The sequence below is a fragment of the Nocardioides caeni genome (assembly GCF_004912195.1).
Classification (GTDB): domain Bacteria; phylum Actinomycetota; class Actinomycetes; order Propionibacteriales; family Nocardioidaceae; genus Nocardioides; species Nocardioides caeni.
Genome location: NZ_STGW01000001.1, coordinates 597,833 through 618,750, shown reverse-complemented (window position 1 = coordinate 618,750; position 20,918 = coordinate 597,833). Strand labels below are relative to the sequence as shown.

The 20,918-nt window shown below is 71.3% G+C and carries 14 protein-coding genes and 1 tRNA gene; 4 read left to right on the top strand and 11 right to left on the bottom strand.

What is annotated here, in order from left to right; all coding sequences use genetic code 11:
* Positions 1-54 precede the first annotated feature (54 nt).
* The 3 genes from E9934_RS03020 to E9934_RS03010 are packed head-to-tail and all read right to left on the bottom strand — an operon-like array spanning position 55 to position 7,606.
* Positions 55-1,710 carry an MmpA family trehalose lipid delivery protein gene (locus tag E9934_RS03020; protein WP_136561310.1) on the bottom strand — a complete coding sequence of 552 codons (1,656 nt, stop codon included), beginning with the start codon at positions 1,708-1,710 and terminating at the stop codon, positions 55-57.
* A 41-nt stretch (positions 1,711-1,751) separates the two neighbouring features.
* A complete protein-coding gene (locus E9934_RS03015; RefSeq protein ID WP_136561309.1) occupies positions 1,752-3,563 on the bottom strand; it encodes a hypothetical protein in 1,812 nt (603 codons plus the stop codon).
* Positions 3,560-7,606: an alpha-(1->3)-arabinofuranosyltransferase domain-containing protein gene (locus E9934_RS03010; protein ID WP_136561308.1), complete on the bottom strand. Its 4,047-nt coding sequence runs from the start codon at positions 7,604-7,606 to the stop codon at positions 3,560-3,562. The genes E9934_RS03015 and E9934_RS03010 overlap by 4 nt, the downstream gene beginning before the upstream one ends.
* A 133-nt stretch (positions 7,607-7,739) precedes the next feature.
* Between E9934_RS03010 and E9934_RS03005 the strand changes: the two genes are divergently transcribed.
* Positions 7,740-8,987 (top strand): lipopolysaccharide biosynthesis protein, encoded by a 1,248-nt coding sequence (locus E9934_RS03005; protein ID WP_136561307.1) that lies wholly within the window; start codon positions 7,740-7,742, stop codon positions 8,985-8,987.
* A gap of 14 nt (positions 8,988-9,001) precedes the next feature.
* Here E9934_RS03005 and polA read toward each other — a convergent pair whose 3' ends face one another.
* Positions 9,002-11,668, bottom strand: a complete 2,667-nt coding sequence (gene polA, locus E9934_RS03000) for a DNA polymerase I (RefSeq protein ID WP_136561306.1) — start codon at positions 11,666-11,668, stop codon at positions 9,002-9,004.
* Positions 11,669-11,752: 84 nt separating this feature from the next.
* On the opposite strand from polA, the gene E9934_RS02995 reads away from it, so the two are divergent.
* The gene (locus tag E9934_RS02995; protein ID WP_193556860.1) at positions 11,753-12,196 is read left to right on the top strand and encodes a hotdog fold thioesterase; all 444 of its coding nucleotides are present in this window, start codon (positions 11,753-11,755) and stop codon (positions 12,194-12,196) included.
* Here the strand turns inward: E9934_RS02995 and E9934_RS02990 are convergent.
* On the bottom strand, positions 12,146-12,730 hold the full coding sequence (locus tag E9934_RS02990) for a GNAT family N-acetyltransferase (RefSeq protein WP_136561305.1): 585 nt from the start codon (positions 12,728-12,730) through the stop codon (positions 12,146-12,148). The genes E9934_RS02995 and E9934_RS02990 overlap by 51 nt on opposite strands.
* A 274-nt stretch (positions 12,731-13,004) precedes the next feature.
* On the opposite strand from E9934_RS02990, the gene E9934_RS02985 reads away from it, so the two are divergent.
* The gene (locus E9934_RS02985; protein ID WP_238694719.1) at positions 13,005-14,303 is read left to right on the top strand and encodes an ABC transporter substrate-binding protein; all 1,299 of its coding nucleotides are present in this window, start codon (positions 13,005-13,007) and stop codon (positions 14,301-14,303) included.
* 64 nt (positions 14,304-14,367) lie between these two features.
* On the opposite strand, the gene E9934_RS02980 is transcribed toward E9934_RS02985, so the two are convergent.
* From E9934_RS02980 to E9934_RS02960, 5 genes are all read right to left on the bottom strand, one after another.
* Positions 14,368-15,144 carry an ABC transporter ATP-binding protein gene (locus E9934_RS02980; protein WP_136561303.1) on the bottom strand — a complete coding sequence of 259 codons (777 nt, stop codon included), beginning with the start codon at positions 15,142-15,144 and terminating at the stop codon, positions 14,368-14,370.
* Positions 15,144-16,079, bottom strand: a complete 936-nt coding sequence (locus tag E9934_RS02975) for an ABC transporter ATP-binding protein (protein ID WP_238694718.1) — start codon at positions 16,077-16,079, stop codon at positions 15,144-15,146. Before E9934_RS02975 ends, E9934_RS02980 begins: the two co-directional genes overlap by 1 nt.
* Positions 16,080-16,083: 4 nt before the next feature.
* On the bottom strand, positions 16,084-17,079 hold the full coding sequence (locus E9934_RS02970; RefSeq protein ID WP_136561301.1) for a branched-chain amino acid ABC transporter permease: 996 nt from the start codon (positions 17,077-17,079) through the stop codon (positions 16,084-16,086).
* Between the two features lie 9 nt (positions 17,080-17,088).
* Positions 17,089-18,483: an ABC transporter permease subunit gene (locus E9934_RS02965; protein ID WP_136561300.1), complete on the bottom strand. Its 1,395-nt coding sequence runs from the start codon at positions 18,481-18,483 to the stop codon at positions 17,089-17,091.
* A 127-nt stretch (positions 18,484-18,610) separates the two neighbouring features.
* Entirely contained in the window at positions 18,611-19,222 is a 612-nt protein-coding gene (locus tag E9934_RS02960; protein WP_136561299.1) for an ANTAR domain-containing response regulator, read from the bottom strand.
* Positions 19,223-19,292: 70 nt separating this feature from the next.
* Here E9934_RS02960 and E9934_RS02955 point away from each other — a divergent pair.
* A tRNA-Leu gene (locus tag E9934_RS02955) sits at positions 19,293-19,375 on the top strand.
* A 4-nt stretch (positions 19,376-19,379) separates the two neighbouring features.
* On the opposite strand, the gene pyk is transcribed toward E9934_RS02955, so the two are convergent.
* Positions 19,380-20,843, bottom strand: coding sequence for a pyruvate kinase (gene pyk / locus E9934_RS02950; RefSeq protein WP_136561298.1), 1,464 nt, complete (start codon positions 20,841-20,843; stop codon positions 19,380-19,382).
* Positions 20,844-20,918: the final 75 nt, after the last annotated feature.

Below are 20,918 nucleotides of genomic sequence, written 5' to 3'. Positions count from 1 at the left end.
CAAAGACCAGCGCAGAGCGTGACTCCCCATGTCCATCATGCGGTGTGACGCCTGTTACTTACTGGCTCGAAGTATCCACACCGTGCTGGACGAAATCAAAACAATCGCCAGCAGATGCGCAATCGTGACCAAAATGCTCCGCAGCACCCCCCGGTCGGGCCATAGGACCTTGGTCCCAACGGCCACCTCGCCGGCCGCCCCGTCCGCAACGGCCAGGTCGAGCAGCTCGAGCCCGTCCCCGGCGTACGCGACCTCGCCGCGGGGAGCGGGCACGTCGGACACCCCCTGCTCGACGAGCACCCAGCGCACGCCCAGGTCGCGCAGGTGCTGCGCGACCGTCCCCGGATCACCGGCCGCCAGGGCGTCGTCGACGGCGCGGACGCGGGGGTCCTCTGCGGCGACGACGATGTCATCGAGGAACACCCTGTCGTCGACGAGGACCGTGCCGGGCAGATAGCGGGGCGCCGGGTCGAGCACCGCCCGGTCGTGGTTCCAGTCATAGCTGCGGTAGGAGCCGTGCCAGGGCAGGACGACGGTCGCCTCGTCGTCGCCGATCCGGTCGGCCACCTCGTCCCAGGCGTCCGGGTAGGTCGAGCGGTCGAGCTCGCCGAGCGCGCCCCACGCCAGACTGGGCAGCAGCAGGACGGGCGCGACGACGAGCAGGGCGACCGCACTCCACAGGGCACCGGTCCCGGGGGCGATCCGCGCGCGGACCAGGGTCACGGCGTGGGCCACGCCGACGGCGAGCACGAGACCGAGCGGGGCGAGGAAGCGGTGCGAGTCGCGCAGCAGCGCGATGCCGGGGACGGCATCGCCGAGGGCCTCGAGTGCCGCCGCGCCGCCCGGGAGCGTCGGAACCAGCGCCACCAGGACCGATCCGCCGCCGAGCAGCAGCCAGCGGTGACGGGCGGGCTCGGCGAGCCACAGGCCTGCCAGCGCCGCAGCGCTCAGCAGGCACGACAACAGCACCAGCGCCGTGCTGGCGCGCTCGACCGGAAGGATGGAGGTCTTCCAGATCCCGCCCATCGACAGGACACTCGCCACCGCACCGGCGCCGGACTCTGCGCGCGCCGCGAAGCCCGCGAACACGCCGTCGGTGGAGACCCGGACGGTCTCCACGGTGAGTGCGGGCACCAGCCAGGTCAGGTTGGCGACGACAGCGAGCAGTGCCGGACGCCACCACGTGCCCGGCGTACGACGCGCGCCGAGCACGAGGACCACGACGGCCGCCATCACGCCACTGGAAGGGCTGCACACGGCCGAAAGGCCCAGGGCCAGGCCGGCCCGGCTCCAGTCGCGGGGCTCCTTCCGGAGCCGGATCGCGCCGGCCGCGACCCACGGCAGGAGCAGGTAGCCGAGCAGGATCGCCCACTGTCCGATGAGGAGCCGCTCGTGGACCCACGGGTTCCAGCAGAAGAGCGTGATCGCGGCTGCGCGCGCGTACCAGGCCTGGTCGCCGACCAGCCGGGCGATCCCGAGGCCGCCCGCGAGGAAGCCGCCGAGCAGCAGCAGCTTCTGCACCAGGGTCCCGGGGAGCACGAGGCTGACGAGCGAGACCAGCGCGTCCATCGGCACCGCCCTCGGCAGGGCGCCGTCGAGCCCGAGCCAGGCGGCCTTCCAGGGCTGGTGCGGCACGAAGACCATGTCGCCCACCAGCCAGAAGCCACTGCCGAGCAGCAACGGCCCGCAGATCGCGACGGCCACGGCCACGGAGACCGCCAGGTCTGCGCTCGCTCGAGGTCCCGGCCGGATCATGGCGCCTCCGGCAACCCGGCGTCGAGGGCGGTGACGCACACCGCGTCCGGGCCGCTCCCCTCGAGCCGGACGTCCTCGACCGGTCCCGGCAGGTCGGGCAGGACCAGCCACACCTGCTGCGGACCCCGTCGGGCGAGGAAGCGGGTCGACCACTCCCCCGAGCTGACCACCACGACGGACTCGGCGCTGGTGAAGTAGGAGACCCGCAGCAGCACCTGGCCCTCGAGCGGCAGCAGGAAGGCGATGTCGACTGCGCCGGTGTCGACCCGATGACCGCAGTCACCGTCGGGCCCCGGCTCGGCGGCGACGAAGCCGGTGAGGTCGACCGGCAGCAAGGTGCCGTCATCGAGCACCTGCCGCAGGCGCGAGGACGTCTCGTCGAAGCGCAGACTCTCCGGCAGGGGCGCGAGGATGCGCGACAGTCGCGAGTCGTCCCCGACCAGCGGGAGGACGACGTCCGCCGGCGCCAGACGGTCGAGGAGCACCTGGGTGGGGTCGGCTGCCATCGCCGCGCGCAGGTTGGCGACGAAGGCCCGGTCCTCCTTGTTCTGGAAGGCCGGGACCAACAGCGCCGATCCCGACCAGCAGGCGACGGCGAGCGCCGTCATCCCCCCGACCAGAGCCGCCCGCCCCCGACGTGGCGACCCGGCGGGCAGTCCGAGCCGGGGAGGGGCACCGCGCAGGCACAGCGCGACACAGAGCACGGCAGCATGGATGGTGTCCGAGGAGTAGCGCGGGTCGAGCCCGATGATCGAGCCGAAGCCGGCCCGGCCGGACAGCAGGAGGGCGAGGTCAGCGGCGACGTAGCCCACGAGCACGGCGAGGCCCCACCGTCGCGCCGGACCGCCGCGCAGCAGCAACAGGGCCGCCACCGCGACGGCCAACGTCACCGACACGACGACCACCCATGTCGACGGCACGACCGCGCCACCCTCGATCCGACCGGTCCACGGTCCGCCGAAGAAGCCGGGGACCACGTTGCGGCCCAGGAACGATCCGGTCACCTCGACCTTCTGACGCAGCGTGCTCTGGCCGCCCTCGACGTCGGTCAGCAGCCCGTGGGCCACCAGGAAGCCGGTCAGGAGCAGGGCCTGGCCGACCCACAACCAGCGGAAGCGCACCAGCGCCGCGACCAGGCGCCGCCAGCCGGCGGCGAGTCCTGTCGCCCCCTCGTCCCCGTCGTCCCCGTCGGCCAGCGCCACCGCGACGCCGAGGAGCAGCGGGACGATGAGCACTGCCCGCTCGTGCCAGAGCAGTCCGATCGCGGTGAGGCCGAGAATGGCCAGCGTCGCCCGCCAGGCCCGAGCGTCGCCCTGCTGCCAGCGGACCAGCAGCAGGACCGCACCGAAGGAGCACAGCAGGTGGGGCCACAGGCCCATCGCAGCGCTCCACCACAGCGTCGTCGCGAGCGTGATCGGCGCCCAGGCGAAGAGCGCGAGCAGGAGGACCCGGCTCCACCGCTCTCCCAGCAAACGGGTGAGCAGGAGCCACAGCACGACGACGGTCGCCACCTGGATCGCCAGGATGAGTGCGGCGACCAGTCCCCAGTCATAGGGCGCGTGGTGGGCCACCAGCCAGTAGCTGAGCTGCTGGAGGGGATTGACGTGCCCGGCGGTGTCGCGGACCAGGAAGCCCGGGGTGAGGTCGGCGGCGTAGGCGCGACCGGACAGATAGAAGTCGTCCTGGTTGAACCACGAGCCCGCCAGCAGGATCCACCGGCTGATCAGCATCGTCACGATCACCCCGAGGGCGGCCGCACCCTGGGGGCCACGCCACGGCGCCCACGGTCCGGGGCGCGCGCCGCTCATTTGGCGACCTCCTGACGCCCGCGGGCCGGCCTGCCCAGCGCCACCCCGGCGACGGCGCCGACGGCGAGCGCCGCTGCGAGATCGGCCAGGTCGGCGACCGCCCGCGCGCTCGACGAGGCGTCCAGCGCTCCGGAGGCGGCCACCAGGACGCCGGCGATCCCCACGACCAGCGGGGTGCGTCGGAGGAGCGCTCCGGCGGCGAGCCCGGCGAGCGCGACCGGACCGAGCAAGAGCAGCGTCGCCGCGGCGGCCGCGGCCCACCAGGGCAACGCCACTGGGCCGGTTGACGGCGGCTCAGGACGTGACTCTCCCCCGTCCTCCCTGCGCCGGAGGAGCAACAGGACGAGGGCGACCAGGCCAGCGACCAGGACACCGCCACTGACCGCGAGACCCAGCGGCAGCACGACGTCGTAGGTGCGCTGCGGGGCGTAGCGCAGACTGACCTCCGTCTCACCGCCCGCAGGGAGGATCCAGCCCTGCTGCCAGCCGTCGACCCGCACGGCCTCCAGCCGCTGTCCGTCGGCCTCCGCGACCCAACCCGCGTTGAAGTTCTCCGGCACCGACAGCAGCGTCTCACCGCCCGCCCCCACGCTCGCCGTACGACGGCTGCTGGACCACTGCGCCACGGTGATGCTGCGGCCGTCGGTCGGCTCGGCGGCCCTGTCGACGGGCACGAGCGCGAGGTCGAGCATCTCGACCTCGGCGCTCGGCTCGACCACGAGCCGGTGCTCGCCCGCAGCCAGGATTGCGAGCGCGGCGGCGCCATCGGCGTCGCAGGCCTCGAGCTCCAGCGGGCTGCCGTTGGCGATGTCGGCCATCGTGCCGCTGACCCGCGTGGTGATCCGCTGGTCGGCGATGCGGAGCACCGGGCCGAAGCCGCAGGCCGCACCACCGGGGGCGTCGGCGATGAACGGCTGGGTCACGTCGGCGCCGGTCAGCTCGACCTCCCGGACGACCACGTGGGCGCTCTGCGGCGACTTGATGAAGCGCACGCTCAGGGTCCTCGCACGGACGGGGTCGATCGCGACGCGCTCGTCTCCCGTCAGCGCGACCTGCTGCGCCACGCCGTCGTCCCCGGTCACCACGGCCGCGACGGGCGCGTGCTCCGTGCCGAGCACGGGCACCCTGATCGCGGTGATCGTGCGCGGCGCGCGCCACTGGAAGGTCAGGGTCGGATAGAGGTCGGTGCCGTCGGAGACCCACGCCGTCGATGACTCGCCGTCGTAGGCGAATCGCCCCGCGACCTTGGGGTCCTGCCCGAAGGACGACGAGACGCCGATCGGCAGCCGCCGCCCGAACGGTGTCAGGAGGCGCGCGGCCTCCGGCGTGCTGCGGGTCACCACGTGGCCCGTGATGCGCACGGTCTGCCCGGCCTCGACGGTGAACGTCCGGTCCATCCCGCCGCGTTCCTCCGCCGAGCGGATCCGCGCGGCGTCGCAGTCGGGGATGTCGAGGGTGACCCGGCAGGCCCGGCGCCCGGGGACGGTGCCGAAGACGAAGGATGCGCCCCCCGGTGCGGTCCCGGGCAGCCGGAAGGTCCGGCGGGGCGCGAGGTCGTCGACGCGCACCTCGCGCAACCCGACCCGTGCCGAGCGGGCGCTGGTCGCCGCTTCCGCGATCCGCACCTCCACGTGGCCGACCGCGCTCCCGTCCAGTGGCACCGTGACGGGGACGCCGTCGGCCGGCACGTCGGCGCGGACCCGCTGGTCGCCGGCGACGACCTCCACCTCCCGGATCGGTACGACGAGGGGGTCGTCCGCCACGGGCGTGATCGTGACCTCGCGCACCGGGCGTGGCCCGTCGAGGTCGATGCGCAGCCACTGCTCCTCGGCAGCGCCGACGTTGGAGCTGACCCAGCGGGTGTCGGCGTCGCCGTCGACCGCGGCCTGCGGTCCGGCCTGCACGGTGACGGCACCGTAGTTGTCGGCGTATCCCTGCGAGCTGGACGCCGAGACGCCGGAGACGCCGCCGTCGTAGTCGGCGACGACGGGGTGCTCCGAGGGCCCGGAGGGATAGTCGTGGGCCGCCCGCTCGACGCGGTAGTCCTCGCCCGCACCCATCAGCACCGACAGTCCCTCGTCGTTGTTGCCGAAGGCCCGCTCACGACGCTGGTCGGTGTCCGTCACGACGTCGGCGGAGCCGTCCCAGCCGGGCTCCCCCTCCAGCACCGTCGGATCGTCGGCGCCGATCAGGCCGGTGGACTGGAGCGCGAGCACGCTCTCCGGTGCACCGCGGACCGTGGTGACGTCGTCGACGTCGGTGGCGCGCAGCCGCTGGCCGCTGCCGAGGAGACTGCCGGGCACGCGGAAGATCTCGACGAGGGCCTCGCCCGCGTCAGTGCTCCCGAAGCCCGCGAGCCGGACGAGGCCGGCATGGTCGAGTGACACCGCCGTCCCTCCGGGGTGGGGCGAACGGGTCTCGGAAGGCAGCAGGTCACGCCGCAGGACGACGTGGGAGATGCCCGCGCGAGACAGCTGCTCGCCCAGCGCCGCGGTGGCACGGCCCGTGGCGATCAGCTGGTCGAGCGCGGAGAGATAGCGCAGCGACTCTCCCGGGATCAGCGGCACCTGGCTGCGCGAGACCATCGGCGTCCCGCCGAGGATGGCGAGCGGCTCATCGATCGTCCAGCCCCACTCCTGCAGCGCGAAGCTGGTGCCGGGGACGACCAGGACCCGTCCGGAGCCCCCACCGTCGAGATCGACGCCGGCGTCCTCGGCGAGGAAGGAGCGCGCCTGCTGCCACGGCTCGGACACGTCCTGCCAGCCGGGCGTGCGACCACTCCCGGCGAGGAAGGGCTGGCCGAGCGCCAGCACCAGGACCAGCGGCGCCAGCGCGAGCAACCGCCCGCCGGGCGCCAGCCGGGGCACCCGCGCGAGCAGCCACGCGGTGCCGGACGCGACCGCGGCACCGACGCCGACCGCCAGCGGGAGACGGACGACGGGATCGATCTTGTGGACGTTGCGGAAGATCTGCAGCGGACCGTCCAGCAGGGCCCGCACGGGCTCGGCGATCGGCGATCCGGCCACGCCGCCGTGGGCGACCGTCAGACAGCCGAGCCCGAGGAGGGCCGCGAGCATCAGCGGCCTGCGGAGGTCGTCGGCGAGGGTCGCGAGACCCACCAGCCCGACCGCGGCGACCAGTGCGGCGATGGCGATCAGCCACGGGTCGGTCGCCAGTCGGAACGCGGCCGGCCACCAGGGTTGGTCGCCCGCCAGCAGGTAGCCGAGCCACGACGAGTCGCCCCGGGTCGCCTCCGACCAGCCGATCAGGCCCGTGGTGTCGCGCGCACTCTCGACGTACTCGAAGAACGGTGGGGCATGACGCGCGAGCACGAGCAGCGGCAGCGCCCACCACAGGCAGGCCGCGCCGATCGCCGCGGACCACCCGAGCGCGAAGCGGGCCGTCGTGCGGCCGCTGCGGGCGCCCCAGACGACGAGGATGAAGGCGAGCGGGAGCGACCCGGCGGTCTCGACCGCGTTGACGCCGCCCATGCACACGACGGCGGCGCCGCTCAGCAACGCGGTGCGCCACGGCCCCAGCCTCCCCCGGAGGTGCAGCAGCACGGGGAGCACGAGCCAGGGCATGACGGCCCCCGGCAGCGACTCGGCGGTCTGCACGCCGACGGTCCCGAGGAGGCGGGGCGACATCGCGAAGGCGGCGCCGGCGACCAGGGCCGCCACGTCGCGCAGTCCGACGACCTGGGCGACCCGGCGGACGCCCTCCCAGGCGAGGATCAGCACGAGCGCCGACCACAGCCGCTGACCGACCCAGCCCGGCATCCCGACGAGGTCGCTCAGCCAGAACCACGTGCCCTGCGGGAAGAGGTAGCCATAGGCCTGGTTCTGGAACTCGCCGAAGTTGGTCCCGGGGTGCCAGAGCGTGAACGAACCGGCGAGGAAGTCGCCCGGACGCTCGGTGAGCTCGGCGCGGGTGTCGTAGGTGGTCCGGCCGGGCTGCTGGAGCAGCATGAGCGCGGCGACCATCGCATAGAGCGTGACGGCCAGTCCTCCGGCGCCCTCGACCCGCTCGGTCCTGTCGCTCACCCGTCCTCCTCCCCTCCTGCGGCCCTGCTGTCCTGCTGCTCCCCGCCGCCGCGCCCTCCCCGGCGTGGCGGTGGTCACTGTAGAACGACTGACCGCCTTCGCGACGATCACCGCGTCCACCTACGATCGGGGCGTGACCATCGCTGCTCCCGCGTCCGGAGGACGAATCCTCCGCCTCCTGCGGAGCACCGCCGGCATCGCGATCGCGATGGCCGTGATGAACATCGGCACCTACGCCTTCCAGATGGTCGCCGCCCGCATGCTCGGGCCCGCGCAGTACGGCGCCGTCGCCTCGATGCTCGCGCTGCTGATGGTCCTCTCGGTGCTGCAGCTGGGACTCCAGGCCACGGCGGCACGGCGGATCTCCGCGGCTCCCGGTGATGTCGCCGCGATCGAGCAGACCGTGCTGACGACGACCTGGTGGGCGGCCGGCCTGCTCGGTCTCGTGGCGCTCGCCGCCGCGCCCGCGGTGTGGCACCTGCTGCGCCTCGACGGCCTCGCTCCCGCCGTCCTGCTCGCGCTGTGCGTCGTGCCCGTGACGGTGATGGGCGGCCAGGCCGGTGTGCTGCAGGGCGAGCGGCGCTGGTTGCCGCTCAGCCTCGTCTACGTCGCCGTCGGGCTGCCGCGCGTGGCCCTCGGAGTGGCGTTCCTGATCGTGTCGCCGAGCGAGACCAGCGCGATGCTGGCCGTCCTGCTCGCCTCCTGGGTGCCGGTGGCCGTCGGCTCGTGGACGCTGCGCCGCCGCCCGCGGCCGGTCACCGTCGCCCACGAGCAGCACGAGCGACGTGACCTGATGAAGGAGACGCTGACCAGCTCGGTCGCGCTGCTCGCCTTCATCGCGCTGTCCAACCTCGATGTGGTGGTGGCCCGCGGTGCGCTCGACGAGCACGATGCCGGGCTCTATGCCGGCGGGCTGATCGTGACCAAGGCCGTGCTCTTCCTGCCGCAGTTCGCCGTGGTGGTGCTGTTCCCGTCGATGTCGACCGACGGCGAGAGTCGCGGCGCCGTGCTCAAGGGCCTCACCTTCCTCGGTGGCATCGGCGCCGCGGCCGTCGTGGCGACGTACGTCCTCGCCGACCTGGCGCTGGTGTTCATCGGTGGCGACGAATACGGCGAGGTGCGCGACCTGCTGTGGCTCTTCGCGGTCCTCGGCGCGCTGCTGGCGGTGCTGCAGCTGCTGGTCTATGCAGGCCTCGCCCGCCGCGGCCGGGCGACGAAGTACCTCGTCGCCGTCGGCGTCGTCGTGATGATCAGCGCCGGCTCCACCGCAGGCGACCCGACCGCCCTCGCCACGATGGTCGCCGTGGTCGACGCGGTGCTGCTCGCCGTGCTCCTCACCCTCCAGCTCGTGCGGCACCGCCGCGAGGCGGCGGACGCCTGAGACTGACCGGCGGCTCAGTGCGCGGCTTCGTGCCAGCTCAGCCCGGTGCCGACCGAGACGTCGAGCGGCACGGTGAGATCGGCCGCGCCCGCCATCTCGGTGCGCACCAGGGCCTCCAGGGCCTCTCGCTCGCCCGCGGCGACCTCGATCACGAGCTCGTCGTGGACCTGGAGCAGGATGCGTGAGCGCAGACCAGCCGCCTCGATGGCGGCGCCCGTCCGCAGCATCGCCACCTTGATCAGGTCGGCTGCCGAGCCCTGGATCGGCGCGTTGAGCGCCATCCGCTCCGCGGACTCACGGCGCATCCGGTTGTCGCTGGTGAGGTCGGGCAGGTAGCGCCGCCGCCCCATGATGGTCTCGGTGAAGCCAGTGCGGCGGGCCTCGTCGACGACGCCGGTGAGATAGCTGCGGATGCCGCCGAAGGTCTCGAAGTACTCGTCCATCAGGCCACCGGCCTCGCTGGGCGTGATGCCGAGCTGCTGGGAGAGCCCGAAGGCCGACAGGCCGTAGGCGAGGCCGTAGTTCATCGCCTTGATCTTGGCGCGCATCTCCGACGTGACGGCGTCGGGATCGACGTCGAACACGCGCGAGGCGGTCTCGGCGTGGAAGTCGCGCCCGGAGCGGAACGCCTCGATCAGCAGCGCGTCCTCGGACAGGTGCGCCATGATCCGCATCTCGATCTGGCTGTAGTCGGCCGTCATCAGCGACTCGAAGCCCGGGCCGACGACGAAGCCCTCACGGATCCGCCGACCCTCCTCCGTGCGCACGGGGATGTTCTGCAGGTTGGGCTCGGTGCTGGAGAGGCGTCCCGTGGCCGCGATGGTCTGGTGGAAGGTGGTGTGGATCCGGCCGTCGGGCTGCACCGTCTTGAGCAGGCCCTCGATCGTCTGCCGCAGCCGGATCACCTCGCGGTGGCGCAACAGGTGGGCGAGGAACGGATGCTCGGTCGTGGCGAACAGGCCCTGCAGGGCGTCGGCGTCGGTGGTGTAGCCGGTCTTGGTGCGCTTGGTCTTGGGCATGCCCAGCTCGTCGAAGAGCACCACCTGCAGCTGCTTGGGCGAGCCGAGGTTGATCTCCTTGCCGATCACCGCGTAGGCCTCGTCGGCCTCCTTGCGCACCTCCTCGCCGAAGTGGCTCTCGAGGGACTCCAGGTGGTCGACGTCCACGGCGATGCCCGTCTGCTCCATCGCAGCCAGCACCGGGACGAGCGGCATCTCCACGTCGGTGAGGAGCCGGTGCCCACCCGCACGCTCGACCTGGTCGGCCAGCTCGACGGAGAGGTCCAGGGCCGCGCGGGCCGCGACCATCGCGCTGCGCGCGGTCGTGTCACCCTCGTCGAACAGCATGCCCTGGTCGTCATCGGCCGACTGCTCCAGCTCACGGTGGAGATAGCGCAGGGTCAGGTCGGCGAGGGCATAGGAGCGCTGGTCGGGGGCGACCAGGTAGGCGGCGAGCGCGGTGTCCTCCGCGACGCCGGCGAGCTGCCAGCCCTGGGCGGCGACCGCCAGCGACGGCCCCTTGGCGTCGTGCAGCACCTTGGGCCGCGCGGCATCGGCCAGCCAGGCGGCCAGCGCCGTGTCGTCGGCGGGCGAGAGCCCTTCGACCGCGACGTAGGCCGCACGGCCGTCGGCGAGTGCGACCGCGAGGCCGTCGACGCGGCCCGTGCCACTGCCCCACGTGCCGCCGACGTGCAGCCCGACCGGGTCAGCGCCCGTCTCGGCCAGCCAGCCCGCCACCTCGTCGGGGCCGAGCGTCACCCCGTCGAGCTCGACGCCGGCCTCGACCGGCTCGTCCTCGCCGGGTGCGACGACGTCGAGGATGCGGGTGCGCAGCTCGCCCCGGATCTCGAGCTCGTCGAGCAGCGCCAGCGCCTCGGCCCGGTCCCAGTCGGAGCGAGCCAGCTCACCGATCGTGACCCCCAGCGGGAGGTCGCGCACGAGTGCGTTGAGCCGGCGGTTGCGGATCACGTCGCCCAGGTGCTCCCGGAACGCCTCACCCTTCTTGCCGGTGATCTGGTCGGCCTGGGCGATGACGTTGTCGAGCCCGTCGTAGGTGTTGATCCACCGCGCGGCGAAACCGGCACCGACGCCGGGCACTCCCGGCAGGTTGTCGGACGTCTCCCCGACGATCGCGGCGAGCTCGGGATAGCGGTGCGGCGGCACGCCGTACTTCTCCTCGACGGCGGCCGGTGTCATCCGGGCCAGGTCGGAGACGCCACGCATCGGATAGAGCACGGTCGAGCGGTCGGTGACGAGCTGCAGCGAGTCGCGGTCGCCGGTGAGGATCAGCACCTCGGTGTCGTCGGAGTCGGCCAGCGCGTCGGTGACGAGGGTGGCGATGATGTCGTCGGCCTCGTAGCCGTCGACCTTGAGGAAGGGGATGGCGAAGCAGGTCAGCATCCGCTCGATGAGCGGGAGCTGGCTCTTGAACTCGTCCGGGGTCTTGTTGCGCTTGGCCTTGTAGTCGGCGTACTCCTCGGACCGGAAGGTCTGCCGGGACACGTCAAAGGCGACCGCCACGTGGGTCGGCTGCTCGTCGCGGAGCACGTTGACCAGCATCGAGGTGAACCCGTAGACGGCGTTCGTGTTCTGACCCGTCGCGGTCGAGAAGTTCTCGACCGGCAGCGCGAAGAACGCGCGGTAGGCCAGGGAGTGTCCGTCGAGCAGCAGCAGTCGTGGCACCCGCCGACTCTATCGAGGTCCACCGACAGCGCGACCCGCCGGAGTGCCTGCGCCGGGCGTACCGGGCCTCGCTATCGTCGCAGCATGACGACGCCCGACCAGCCCGACCAGATTGCCGAGATCGCCGACTTCGTCCGCTCCAACATGGGCGCGCTCAACGAGAAGATGGGCGTGGAGCTGGTGGAGGTCAGCCCCGAGCGGGTCGTGGCGACGATGCCGGTCGAGGGCAACACCCAGCCCTACGGGCTGCTCCACGGCGGCGCATCGGTCGTGCTGGCCGAGACCCTCGGCTCGGTCGCCGCTGCCGTCAACGCGGGCGAGGGCCGCTTCGCCGTCGGCACGGAGATCAACGCGACCCATCACCGCTCGGCGACCAGCGGCACGGTCACCGGCGTGGCCACGCCGATCCACGTGGGTCGGACGATGGCGAGCTTCCAGATCGAGATCACCGACGAGCAGGGCCGCCGGGTGTGCACCTCACGCCTCAGTTGCGCGATCCTCGAGCGGGACCCGTCGCCGAAGGGCTGAGCGCCGCGCGGCGAGCACCCGGCTGCGGCTGGTCTCGGCGCCCAGGCCCGTGCGCTGCGGCGAGAGGCGGTTGCGCACCAGGGCCGTCGGCGCGACCCGATACATCACGACGGGCGCGAGGCCGAGTCGGGCCATGAAGCGGTTGGCGTCGCGCGAGGAGTGCGGGACGGCCGTGACGACGTGGAGGATGCCGTTCTCCTCCGCAAAGGTCGTCGCGGCCTCCATCAGCGCCCGGCCGACGCCACGCCGACGGAACTGGTCGAGCACCCGGGGGTGGATCGACTGCACGCAGGGCTCGAGGTTGAGGGGCGAGAGGGTCGTGATCCGCAGCAGGACCGCCCCGGCGACCTGGCCGTCGTAGTCGACGACGACGACGCGCTGCTCGGGCGAGGCCACCGCGGACTTGACCACCAGCTCGATGTCGGCGACCTGCTCGGCGCGGTCCGCCTTGCGCACCGCGTCGGACCACAGCTCCGCCAGCAGCGGAGCGTCCTCGCGCGTGGCCGTCCTCGTGGTCAGCGAGTAGCGACTCATCGCAGCGCCTGCCTTCCCCAGCACCCGGGGGACCGCGCGACGGCGGGCGGTCCGGAACAGGCACAGCGTACGCCCGGGCGCCGGGCGCACGGCAAGGGATCCGGCGAACTCGGCATCGCCGCCGGCCTGACCCGCAATTGTTACGGTTCGGGCACATCGGCGCTCGACCCGCACAACTGTGTCCCAAGTCGCGTTCCGGACACTAGGGTGCTGGCAATGCCCGCTCCGTGGGCAGGGACCAGCTTCCGCAAGATCCGGAGGACCCATGAAGCGGATGACCACCATGATGCGCCTGGCCGCCATCGCCACGACGAGTGCACTCGTGCTCGCGGGCTGTGGCAGCGAGGACGGCGACGACAACGACTCGGGCGACAAGACGACGTCGAGCGACTCCCCCAGCTCCGACGCACCCGTTGCCGAGGGTGACGGCACCCTGACGTTCGGCTCGCTCCTGCCGCAGACCGGCAGCCTGGCCTTCCTCGGCCCGCCCGAGTTCGCGGGCGTCGACCTGGCCGTCAAGGACATCAACGCCGCCGGCGGTGTGCTCGGCAAGGACGTCGTGCACGTCCGCGGCGACTCCGGCGACACCGACTCCGGCATCGCCCCGGCCGAGACCGACAAGCTCCTCGACGCCGGCTCCGACGTCGTCGTCGGTGCCGCCTCCTCGGGTGTCTCCCTCACCGTGATCGACAAGATCATGTCCGAGGGTGCCGTGATGTTCTCCCCCGCGAACACCTCGACGGCGTTCGACGAGGGCGACTACGCCGGCGCCGACAACTACTTCCGCACCGCCCCCTCGGACATCCTCCAGGGCGCCGTGCTGGCGAACCTGCTGGTCCAGGACGGTCGCAAGAACGTCGCGATCATGGCCCGTCAGGACGCCTACGGCGAGACCCTGGCCGCCGAGGTCAAGAAGAACCTGGAGGCGCAGGGCTCGGCCGTCGCCACGACCGTGTTCTACGGCGAGAAGGCGCAGTCCTTCGACTCCCAGGTCCAGGAGGTCTCGGGTGCGGGTGCCGACGCGGTGGTCCTCATCGCGTTCGAGGAGACCACCTCGATCATCCCGCAGCTGATCGCCGCCGGTGCCGGCCCGCAGGACCTGCCGACGTACTTCGTCGACGGCAACACGGCCAGCTACGCCGACGACGCCTCCGCGCCGCTGCCCCCGGGCACGCTCGAGGGCACCAAGGGCACCATCCCGGGCGCCGAGGCTGCCAAGGACTTCCGCGACCGTCTGCTCGAGGTGAACCCGAAGCTCAAGGACTTCACCTACTCCGCAGAGGCCTACGACGCGGTCGTCGTGTCCGCCCTCGCCGCGATCGCGGCCGGCAGCGACGCCGGTGACGCCATCGCGACGAAGATCGTCGAGGTCACCGAGGGTGGTGAGAAGTGCACGGAGTTCAAGGCGTGCGCCGACCTGCTCGCCGATGGTGCCGACATCGACTACGACGGACTCTCCGGTCCGATCGACATGGGTGACACCGGTTCGCCGACCGCCGCCTCGATCGGCATCTACGAGTACGACGGTGAGAACCGGATCTCGCCGGTGGAGTACATCGCCGGTCAGATCTGATCTGACGCACAGCACGACGAAGGCCCCGGAGCTCGCTCCGGGGCCTTCGTCGTTGGCAGCGGGCTCAGCCGGCCTTGCCGAGGGTGCCGAGGTAGAGCTCGATGACCTTGGGGTCGTCGGCCAACGACTTGCCGGTGCCGGTGTAGGCGCTGCGCCCCTGGTCGAGCACGTAGCCGCGGTCGCAGATCTGGAGGCAGCGACGAGCGTTCTGCTCGACCATGACGACCGTGACGCCCGCCTTGTTGATGTGCCGGGTCTGCACGAACACCTCGTCCTGCATGACGGGCGACAGGCCGGCGGACGGCTCGTCGAGCAGCAGCACCGACGGGTTCATCATCAGGGCCCGGCCCATGGCGACCATCTGCCGCTCTCCGCCGGACAGGGAACCGGCCCGCTGCTTGCGGCGGGTGCCCAGCGTCGGGAACAGGTCGGTGACGAACGCGAACCGCTCCGCGAACCGCTTGGGGTCCTGGTAGCAGCCCATCTCGAGGTTCTCCTCGATCGTCAGGCTCGGGAAGACGTTGTTGGTCTGGGGCACGAAGCCGATGCCGCGGGCGACCAGCTCGTCGGCGCGCTTGTTGGCGACCTCCTGGCCGCCCAGCACGACCGATCCGCTGTGCACCTTCACCAGGCCGAACATCGCCTTGAGGAGCGTCGACTTGCCCGCGCCGTTGGGGCCGATGATGCCGACCAGCTCACCCTCCTGGGCGTAGAGGTCGGCCCCGTTGAGGATGTTGACACCCGGCAGGTAGCCGGCGACCACGTTGTCGGCGCGCAGGATCGCACCCTCGGCCGCGGCCAGGTGCGCCGTGTGCGCGTCGTTGACGGTGCTCTCGCTCATCAGTTCTCCCCTGCCTCGATGGCCTCGATCTCGGCCTCCACGGCCGCCTCCAGCGCCGCCTCGTCGAGCTCGCTGAGGTCGGCGTCGTGGTGGGCGCCGAGGTAGGCGTCGATGACCCGCGGGTCCGACATCACCGCGTCGGGCGTGCCCTCCGAGACGATCGAGCCCTGCGCCATGACGATGACCCAGTCGGAGATGTCGCGGACCATGTCCATGTCGTGCTCCACGAAGAGCACCGTGCGGCCCTCGTCGCGCAGCGACTTCACGTGGCCGAGCAGCGACTGCTTGAGCGCGGGGTTCACGCCCGCCATCGGCTCGTCCAGCATGATCAGCTCGGGATCCACCATGAGGGCGCGGGCCATCTCGAGCAACTTGCGCTGTCCGCCCGAGAGCGACCCGGCGAAGTCCTCGCGCTTGGCGTCGAGCTTGAAGCGCGCCAGCAGCTCGTCGGCGCGCGCGGTGATCTCGTCCTCCTGGGCGCTCCACAGCGCGCGGAACGGGGCGGACCAGAACCGCTCGCCACGCTGACCGGTCGCGCCGAGACGCATGTTCTCGATGACGGTGAGCTTGGAGAGCACCTTGGTCAGCTGGAACGTGCGCACCATGCCGCGCCGCGCGACCTTGTAGGCCGCGACCTTCTGCAGGGGTTGGCCGTTGAACGACCACGTGCCCGCGTCGGCGACGTCGAAGCCGGTCAGCAGGTTGAACAGTGTCGTCTTGCCGGCGCCGTTGGGGCCGATCAGCGCCGTGATCGCACCGCGCGGGATCTCGATGTGCGCCACGTCGACGGCGGTGAGACCGCCGAAGCGGCGGGTGATCCCGTCGCCGACGACGATCGCGTCGGGCTTCGAGGCGCCCGGCTCCGCGGGCACCGCCGACAGGTCGGGCCCTGCCGTCGCGGTGAGGCCCGTCGAGCCGCCCAGTGTCTTGTCCATTGCGTCAGCGTCCATCGATCGCGATCTCCCTCCGGTCGCCGAAGATCCCCTGTGGTCGATAGATCATCAGCAGCATGAGACCCAGGCCGGTCACGATGAACCGGATCAGGCTGGCCTGGGTGCCGTCCATCAGCCAGGTCGGCAGCAGCGGGTCGGAGCCCTCGGTCGCCTGGCTGAAGATGCTGCCGAGGCCGGCGACCAGGAACCAGAAGATGATCGCGCCGACGACCGGTCCCAGCACCCGTGCCGCGCCGCCGATGAGCAGCGCCGTGTAGGCGAAGAACGTGATGTTGGTCGAGTAGTCGCTCGGCACCACCGACGACTGCTTCAGCGCGTGGAAGAGACCGGCCAGGCCGCCGAACAGGCCGCCGAGGATGAGGGCCTGCATCTTGTAGGCGAAGACGTTCTTGCCCAGCGAGCGGACCGCGTCCTCGTCCTCACGGATCGAGCGCAGCAGGCGTCCCCACGGGCTGCGCATCAGCGCCCACACCAGCAGGCAGCCCAGCGCGACCAGGGTCCAGCCGACGGTCACCGACCAGAGGTCGTCGCGGCTGAACCGGATGATGCCCAGGTCGAGGCCGCCGTCGTAGGGATTGAGGTCCTTGTAGGGCTTGGAGTAGCCGGTCAGCCCGTTGGACCCGCCGAACGACTCCTTCATCTCGACCGAGCCGAAGATGAGGCGCAGGATCTCTGCCATCGCGATCGTCGCGATGGCCAGGTAGTCGGCGCGTAGCCGCAGTGTCGGGAAGCCGAGCACGATGGCGAGCAGCAGCGGCATCAGGAACGCCATGCCGATGCCGAGCCAGAACGGCAGGTCCATGATCACCACGGTGACGGCCAGGCCGTAGGCGCCGACGGCCATGAAGCCGGCCTGACCGAAGTTGAGCAGGCCGGTGTAGCCGAAGTGGATGTTGAGGCCGATGGCGGCCAGCGCGAAGACGATGGCCGTGGGACCGAGCGCCTGGCTGAGCGCGGTCCGAAGGATCTCGATGATGTCCATGCTGCCCCCTCAGCCGATCCGCTCGCGTCGGCCCAGGATGCCCTGTGGCCTGATCAAGAGGATGAGGATGAGGACGACGAGCGCGCCGACCTCCTTGATCGACGACGGCACTCCGAAGAGCGGCCCGGCCTCGACCATGATGCCGATGACCATCGAGCCGAACAACGCGCCCCAGATGGTGCCGAGGCCACCGAGGGTGACGGCGGCGAACACCAGCAGCAACAGCTTGAAGCCCATCAGGAAGTTGACCTGACTGTTGACGGCGAGCAGGGCGCCGGCGAGGCCGCTCAGCGCGGTGCCGAGGATCCACGCCATCCGGATCACGCCGTCGACCCTCATGCCGGACGACGCCGCCAGCGCCGGGTTGTCGGAGACCGCGCGCATCGCCTTGCCCATGCGGGTCTTGGCCATGGCGACGCAGACCAGGGCGATCGCGACGAGCGCGATCAGCATGATCGCGACCTCCTTGTCGGCGAGCTTGAAGAGCCCGTAGTCGCGCCGCTCCTGGTTGGTGTATTCGGACAGCGACCGGGTCGAGCTGCCGAAGAAGTACTGATAGACGCTGCGGAGGAAGAGACCGAAGCCGATCGACACGATCATCATCGCGATCAGGCCGGTGCCCCGGCGGCGCAAGGGGCGCCAGAGGGCGCGATCCTGCGTCCAGCCGAACCCCGCGGAGAGCGCCACCGCGACCAGTCCGGCGAGCAGGACGGACAGGCCGAGCTCGCGGTTGGCGAAGTAGGTGAACAGTCCGCCGAGCGTGATCAGCTCGCCGTGCGCGAAGTTCGTCAGGCCCGTCGTACCGAAGATCAGCGACAGCCCCAGGGCTGCCAGCGCGACGATGAGGCCGAACTTGATGCCCGAGAGCATGCTCGCCACGAACTTGTCACCGAAGGACGCGGTCTCGCCCTTCGTGGCACCGATCGGGAAGTCGACGAACGTGGTGGTCAGCAGTCGCATCTGGATCGGCTGCGACTCGTTGCTGCCGTTGAGGTTGATGCCGTCGGGCAGGGTGTCCTCGTCGAGCCGCACCGTGTAGGTGTCGAGCTCCTCGACCGGGACGAACGCCATGCCCTCGGCGTCGGTCACGCCCTCCCCGACCTCGTTGCCGGAGCTGTCGAGGACCGTGAGCGTCACGCCCTCCATCGGCGCACCCTTGGGGTGCTCGTCGCTCTTGTCGGAGCTGTTGACCAGCGTGATCCCGATCCCCGGGCCCGAGGGCACCACCGGGTCGTCGGACGCCGTGTCGGTCGGCGACACACTCTCGGACGGGGACTGCGTGGCGCTGCCCGACGACGGGGAGTCCGTGGGCTCCGCCGTCTCGTCCGCGTGGGCCGCGGCCGGGGACAGCAGGAGCAGGATCACCCCCGCCAACAGCAGCGCCCACCAACGACGATGAACCACTCGGCCAACTCCTGTTCGTCACGATCGCATCGCCTCACCCGACGCGGAAGCAAACGGCAGTCTATGCACGAGCAACCCTCGACGGGGTCCCCCGGCGCCGCCGACACACAATCGTGACGTGGCGGACTCAGTTGGCGCCCGGCACCCCGTGGGCCACGACGCCCTCGGCGACCTCGCGCATCGACATGCGCAGGTCCATCGCGGTCTTCTGGATCCACCGGAAGGCGTCGGCCTCGCTCAGCGACAGCGTCTCCTGCAGGATGCCCTTGGCCCGGTCGACCGCCTTGCGCGTCTCCAGCCGGTCCTTGAGATCGGTCACCTCGGCCTCGAGCTGCGCGATCTCGGCGAACCGGCTCACTGCCATCTCGATCGCCGGCAGCAGGTCGCCCTGGGAGAACGGCTTGACGAGGTAGGACATCGCGCCGGCCTCACGGGCCCGCTCCACCAGGTCGCGCTGGGAGAAGGCCGTCAGCATCACCACGGGCGCGATCCGCTTGCCCGCGATCGCCTCCGCCGCCGCGATGCCGTCCAGCACCGGCATCTTGACGTCGAGGATGACGAGGTCGGGGCGCAGCTCCTCGGCCAGCTCGATGGCCTTCTGGCCGTCGCCCGCCTGACCGACGACGTCGTAGCCCTCCTCGACGAGCATCTCGGCGAGGTCCATCCGGATGAGGGTCTCGTCCTCCGCGATCACCACGGTCCGCGGCGTGGTCGACGGGGTCGGGGCAGTCTCGGTCACGGGACAAGGCTATCGGGCCGCCCGGTTGCTGCGCCGGGTGCCGCCTCGGCTACCGTTTCCATCAAACTTGGCCGGGTTGGCGGAACGGTATACGCGGCGCTCTCAAAAAGCGTTGTCCGCAAGGGCATGTGGGTTCGAATCCCACACTCGGCACCCATCAGCTCTTGCGTCGGTAGGCGGGTGCGACCTCGTTGATCGCGTCGCCCATCCGGTGCACGCGCAGCGCGTTGGTCGACCCGGGGATGCCGGGCGGGCTGCCGGCGACGATGACCACCAGGTCACCTTCCTGGACCCGCCCGATCTTGAGCAGCTCCTCGTCGACCTGGCGGACCATCTCGTCGGTGTGCTCGACCGTCGAGGTCTTGAAGGCCTCGACACCCCAGGTGACGGCGAGCTGCGAGCGGCAGCGGGCCTCGGGGGTGAAGGCGAGCACCGGGATCGAGCTGCGCAGCCGCGAGAGGCGACGAGCCGAGTCGCCGGACTGGGTGAACGCGACGACGTACTTGGCACCGACCCGCTGGGCGACCTCCTCGGCCGCCTTGGTGATCACGCCCGAGGTGGTGTGCGGGTCCCAGTCGATGCGCCCGAACCGGCTGAACATGTCGTCGACGAGCGCGTGGCCCTCGGTGGCGACGATGATCCGCGCCATCGTCTCGACGGTGTGCACGGGGTGCTCCCCCACGCTGGTCTCCCCGGAGAGCATCACCGCGTCGGCGCCGTCGAGGACGGCGTTGGCGACGTCGCTGGCCTCGGCGCGCGTCGGCGCCGGGTTGTTCACCATCGACTCGAGCATCTGGGTCGCCACGATCACCGGCTTGGCGTTGCGGCGCGCGGCGACGATGACCTTCTTCTGCAGGAAGGGCACCTCCTCCAGCGGACACTCCACGCCGAGGTCGCCGCGGGCGACCATGAAAGCGTCGAAGGCGCGCACGACCTCGTCGAGGTTCTCGATCGCCTGCGGCTTCTCGATCTTGGCGATCACGGGCACCATGACGCCCTCTTCGCGCATGATCGCGCGGACGTCCTCGGCATCCGCGGCGTTGCGGACGAAGCTGAGGGCGATGAAGTCGACGCCCAGCCGCAGCGCGAACCGCAGGTCCGCCTCGTCCTTGTCCGACAGTGCCGGCACCGACACCGCGACGCCCGGGAGGTTGATGCCCTTGTGGTTGCTGACCTTGCCCCCGACGAGGACCTCGGTGAGGACGTCGGTCTCGCCCACCTCGACCACCCGCAGGCGCACCTTGCCGTCGTCGATGAGCAGCGGGTCACCGGGCGAGACGTCGCCCGGCAGGCCCTTGTAGGTCGTGCCGCAGATCTCCGCATTGCCCGCGACGTCGCGGGTCGTGATGGTCCAGCGCTGTCCGCGCGCGAGGGTGACCGGACCATCGGGGAACGTGTCGAGCCGGATCTTCGGTCCCTGCAGGTCGGCCAGGATGCCGACGCCGTGACCGCTGGCGTCGGACGCCTCGCGGACGAGGCGGTAGGCCTCGGCGTGCTGCTCGTGGCTGCCGTGGCTCATGTTGAGCCGGGCGACGTCCATCCCCGCATAGACGAGCTCGCGAATGCGCCGCTCGGAGCTGGTGGCAGGGCCCAGGGTGCACACGATCTTTGCTCTTCGCACGAGTGCAGCCTAGCGGGAGTCACTTCGACCAAAACCACGACACCGGCGCAAACTTCAGGTGAAGTCTGCGCCGGT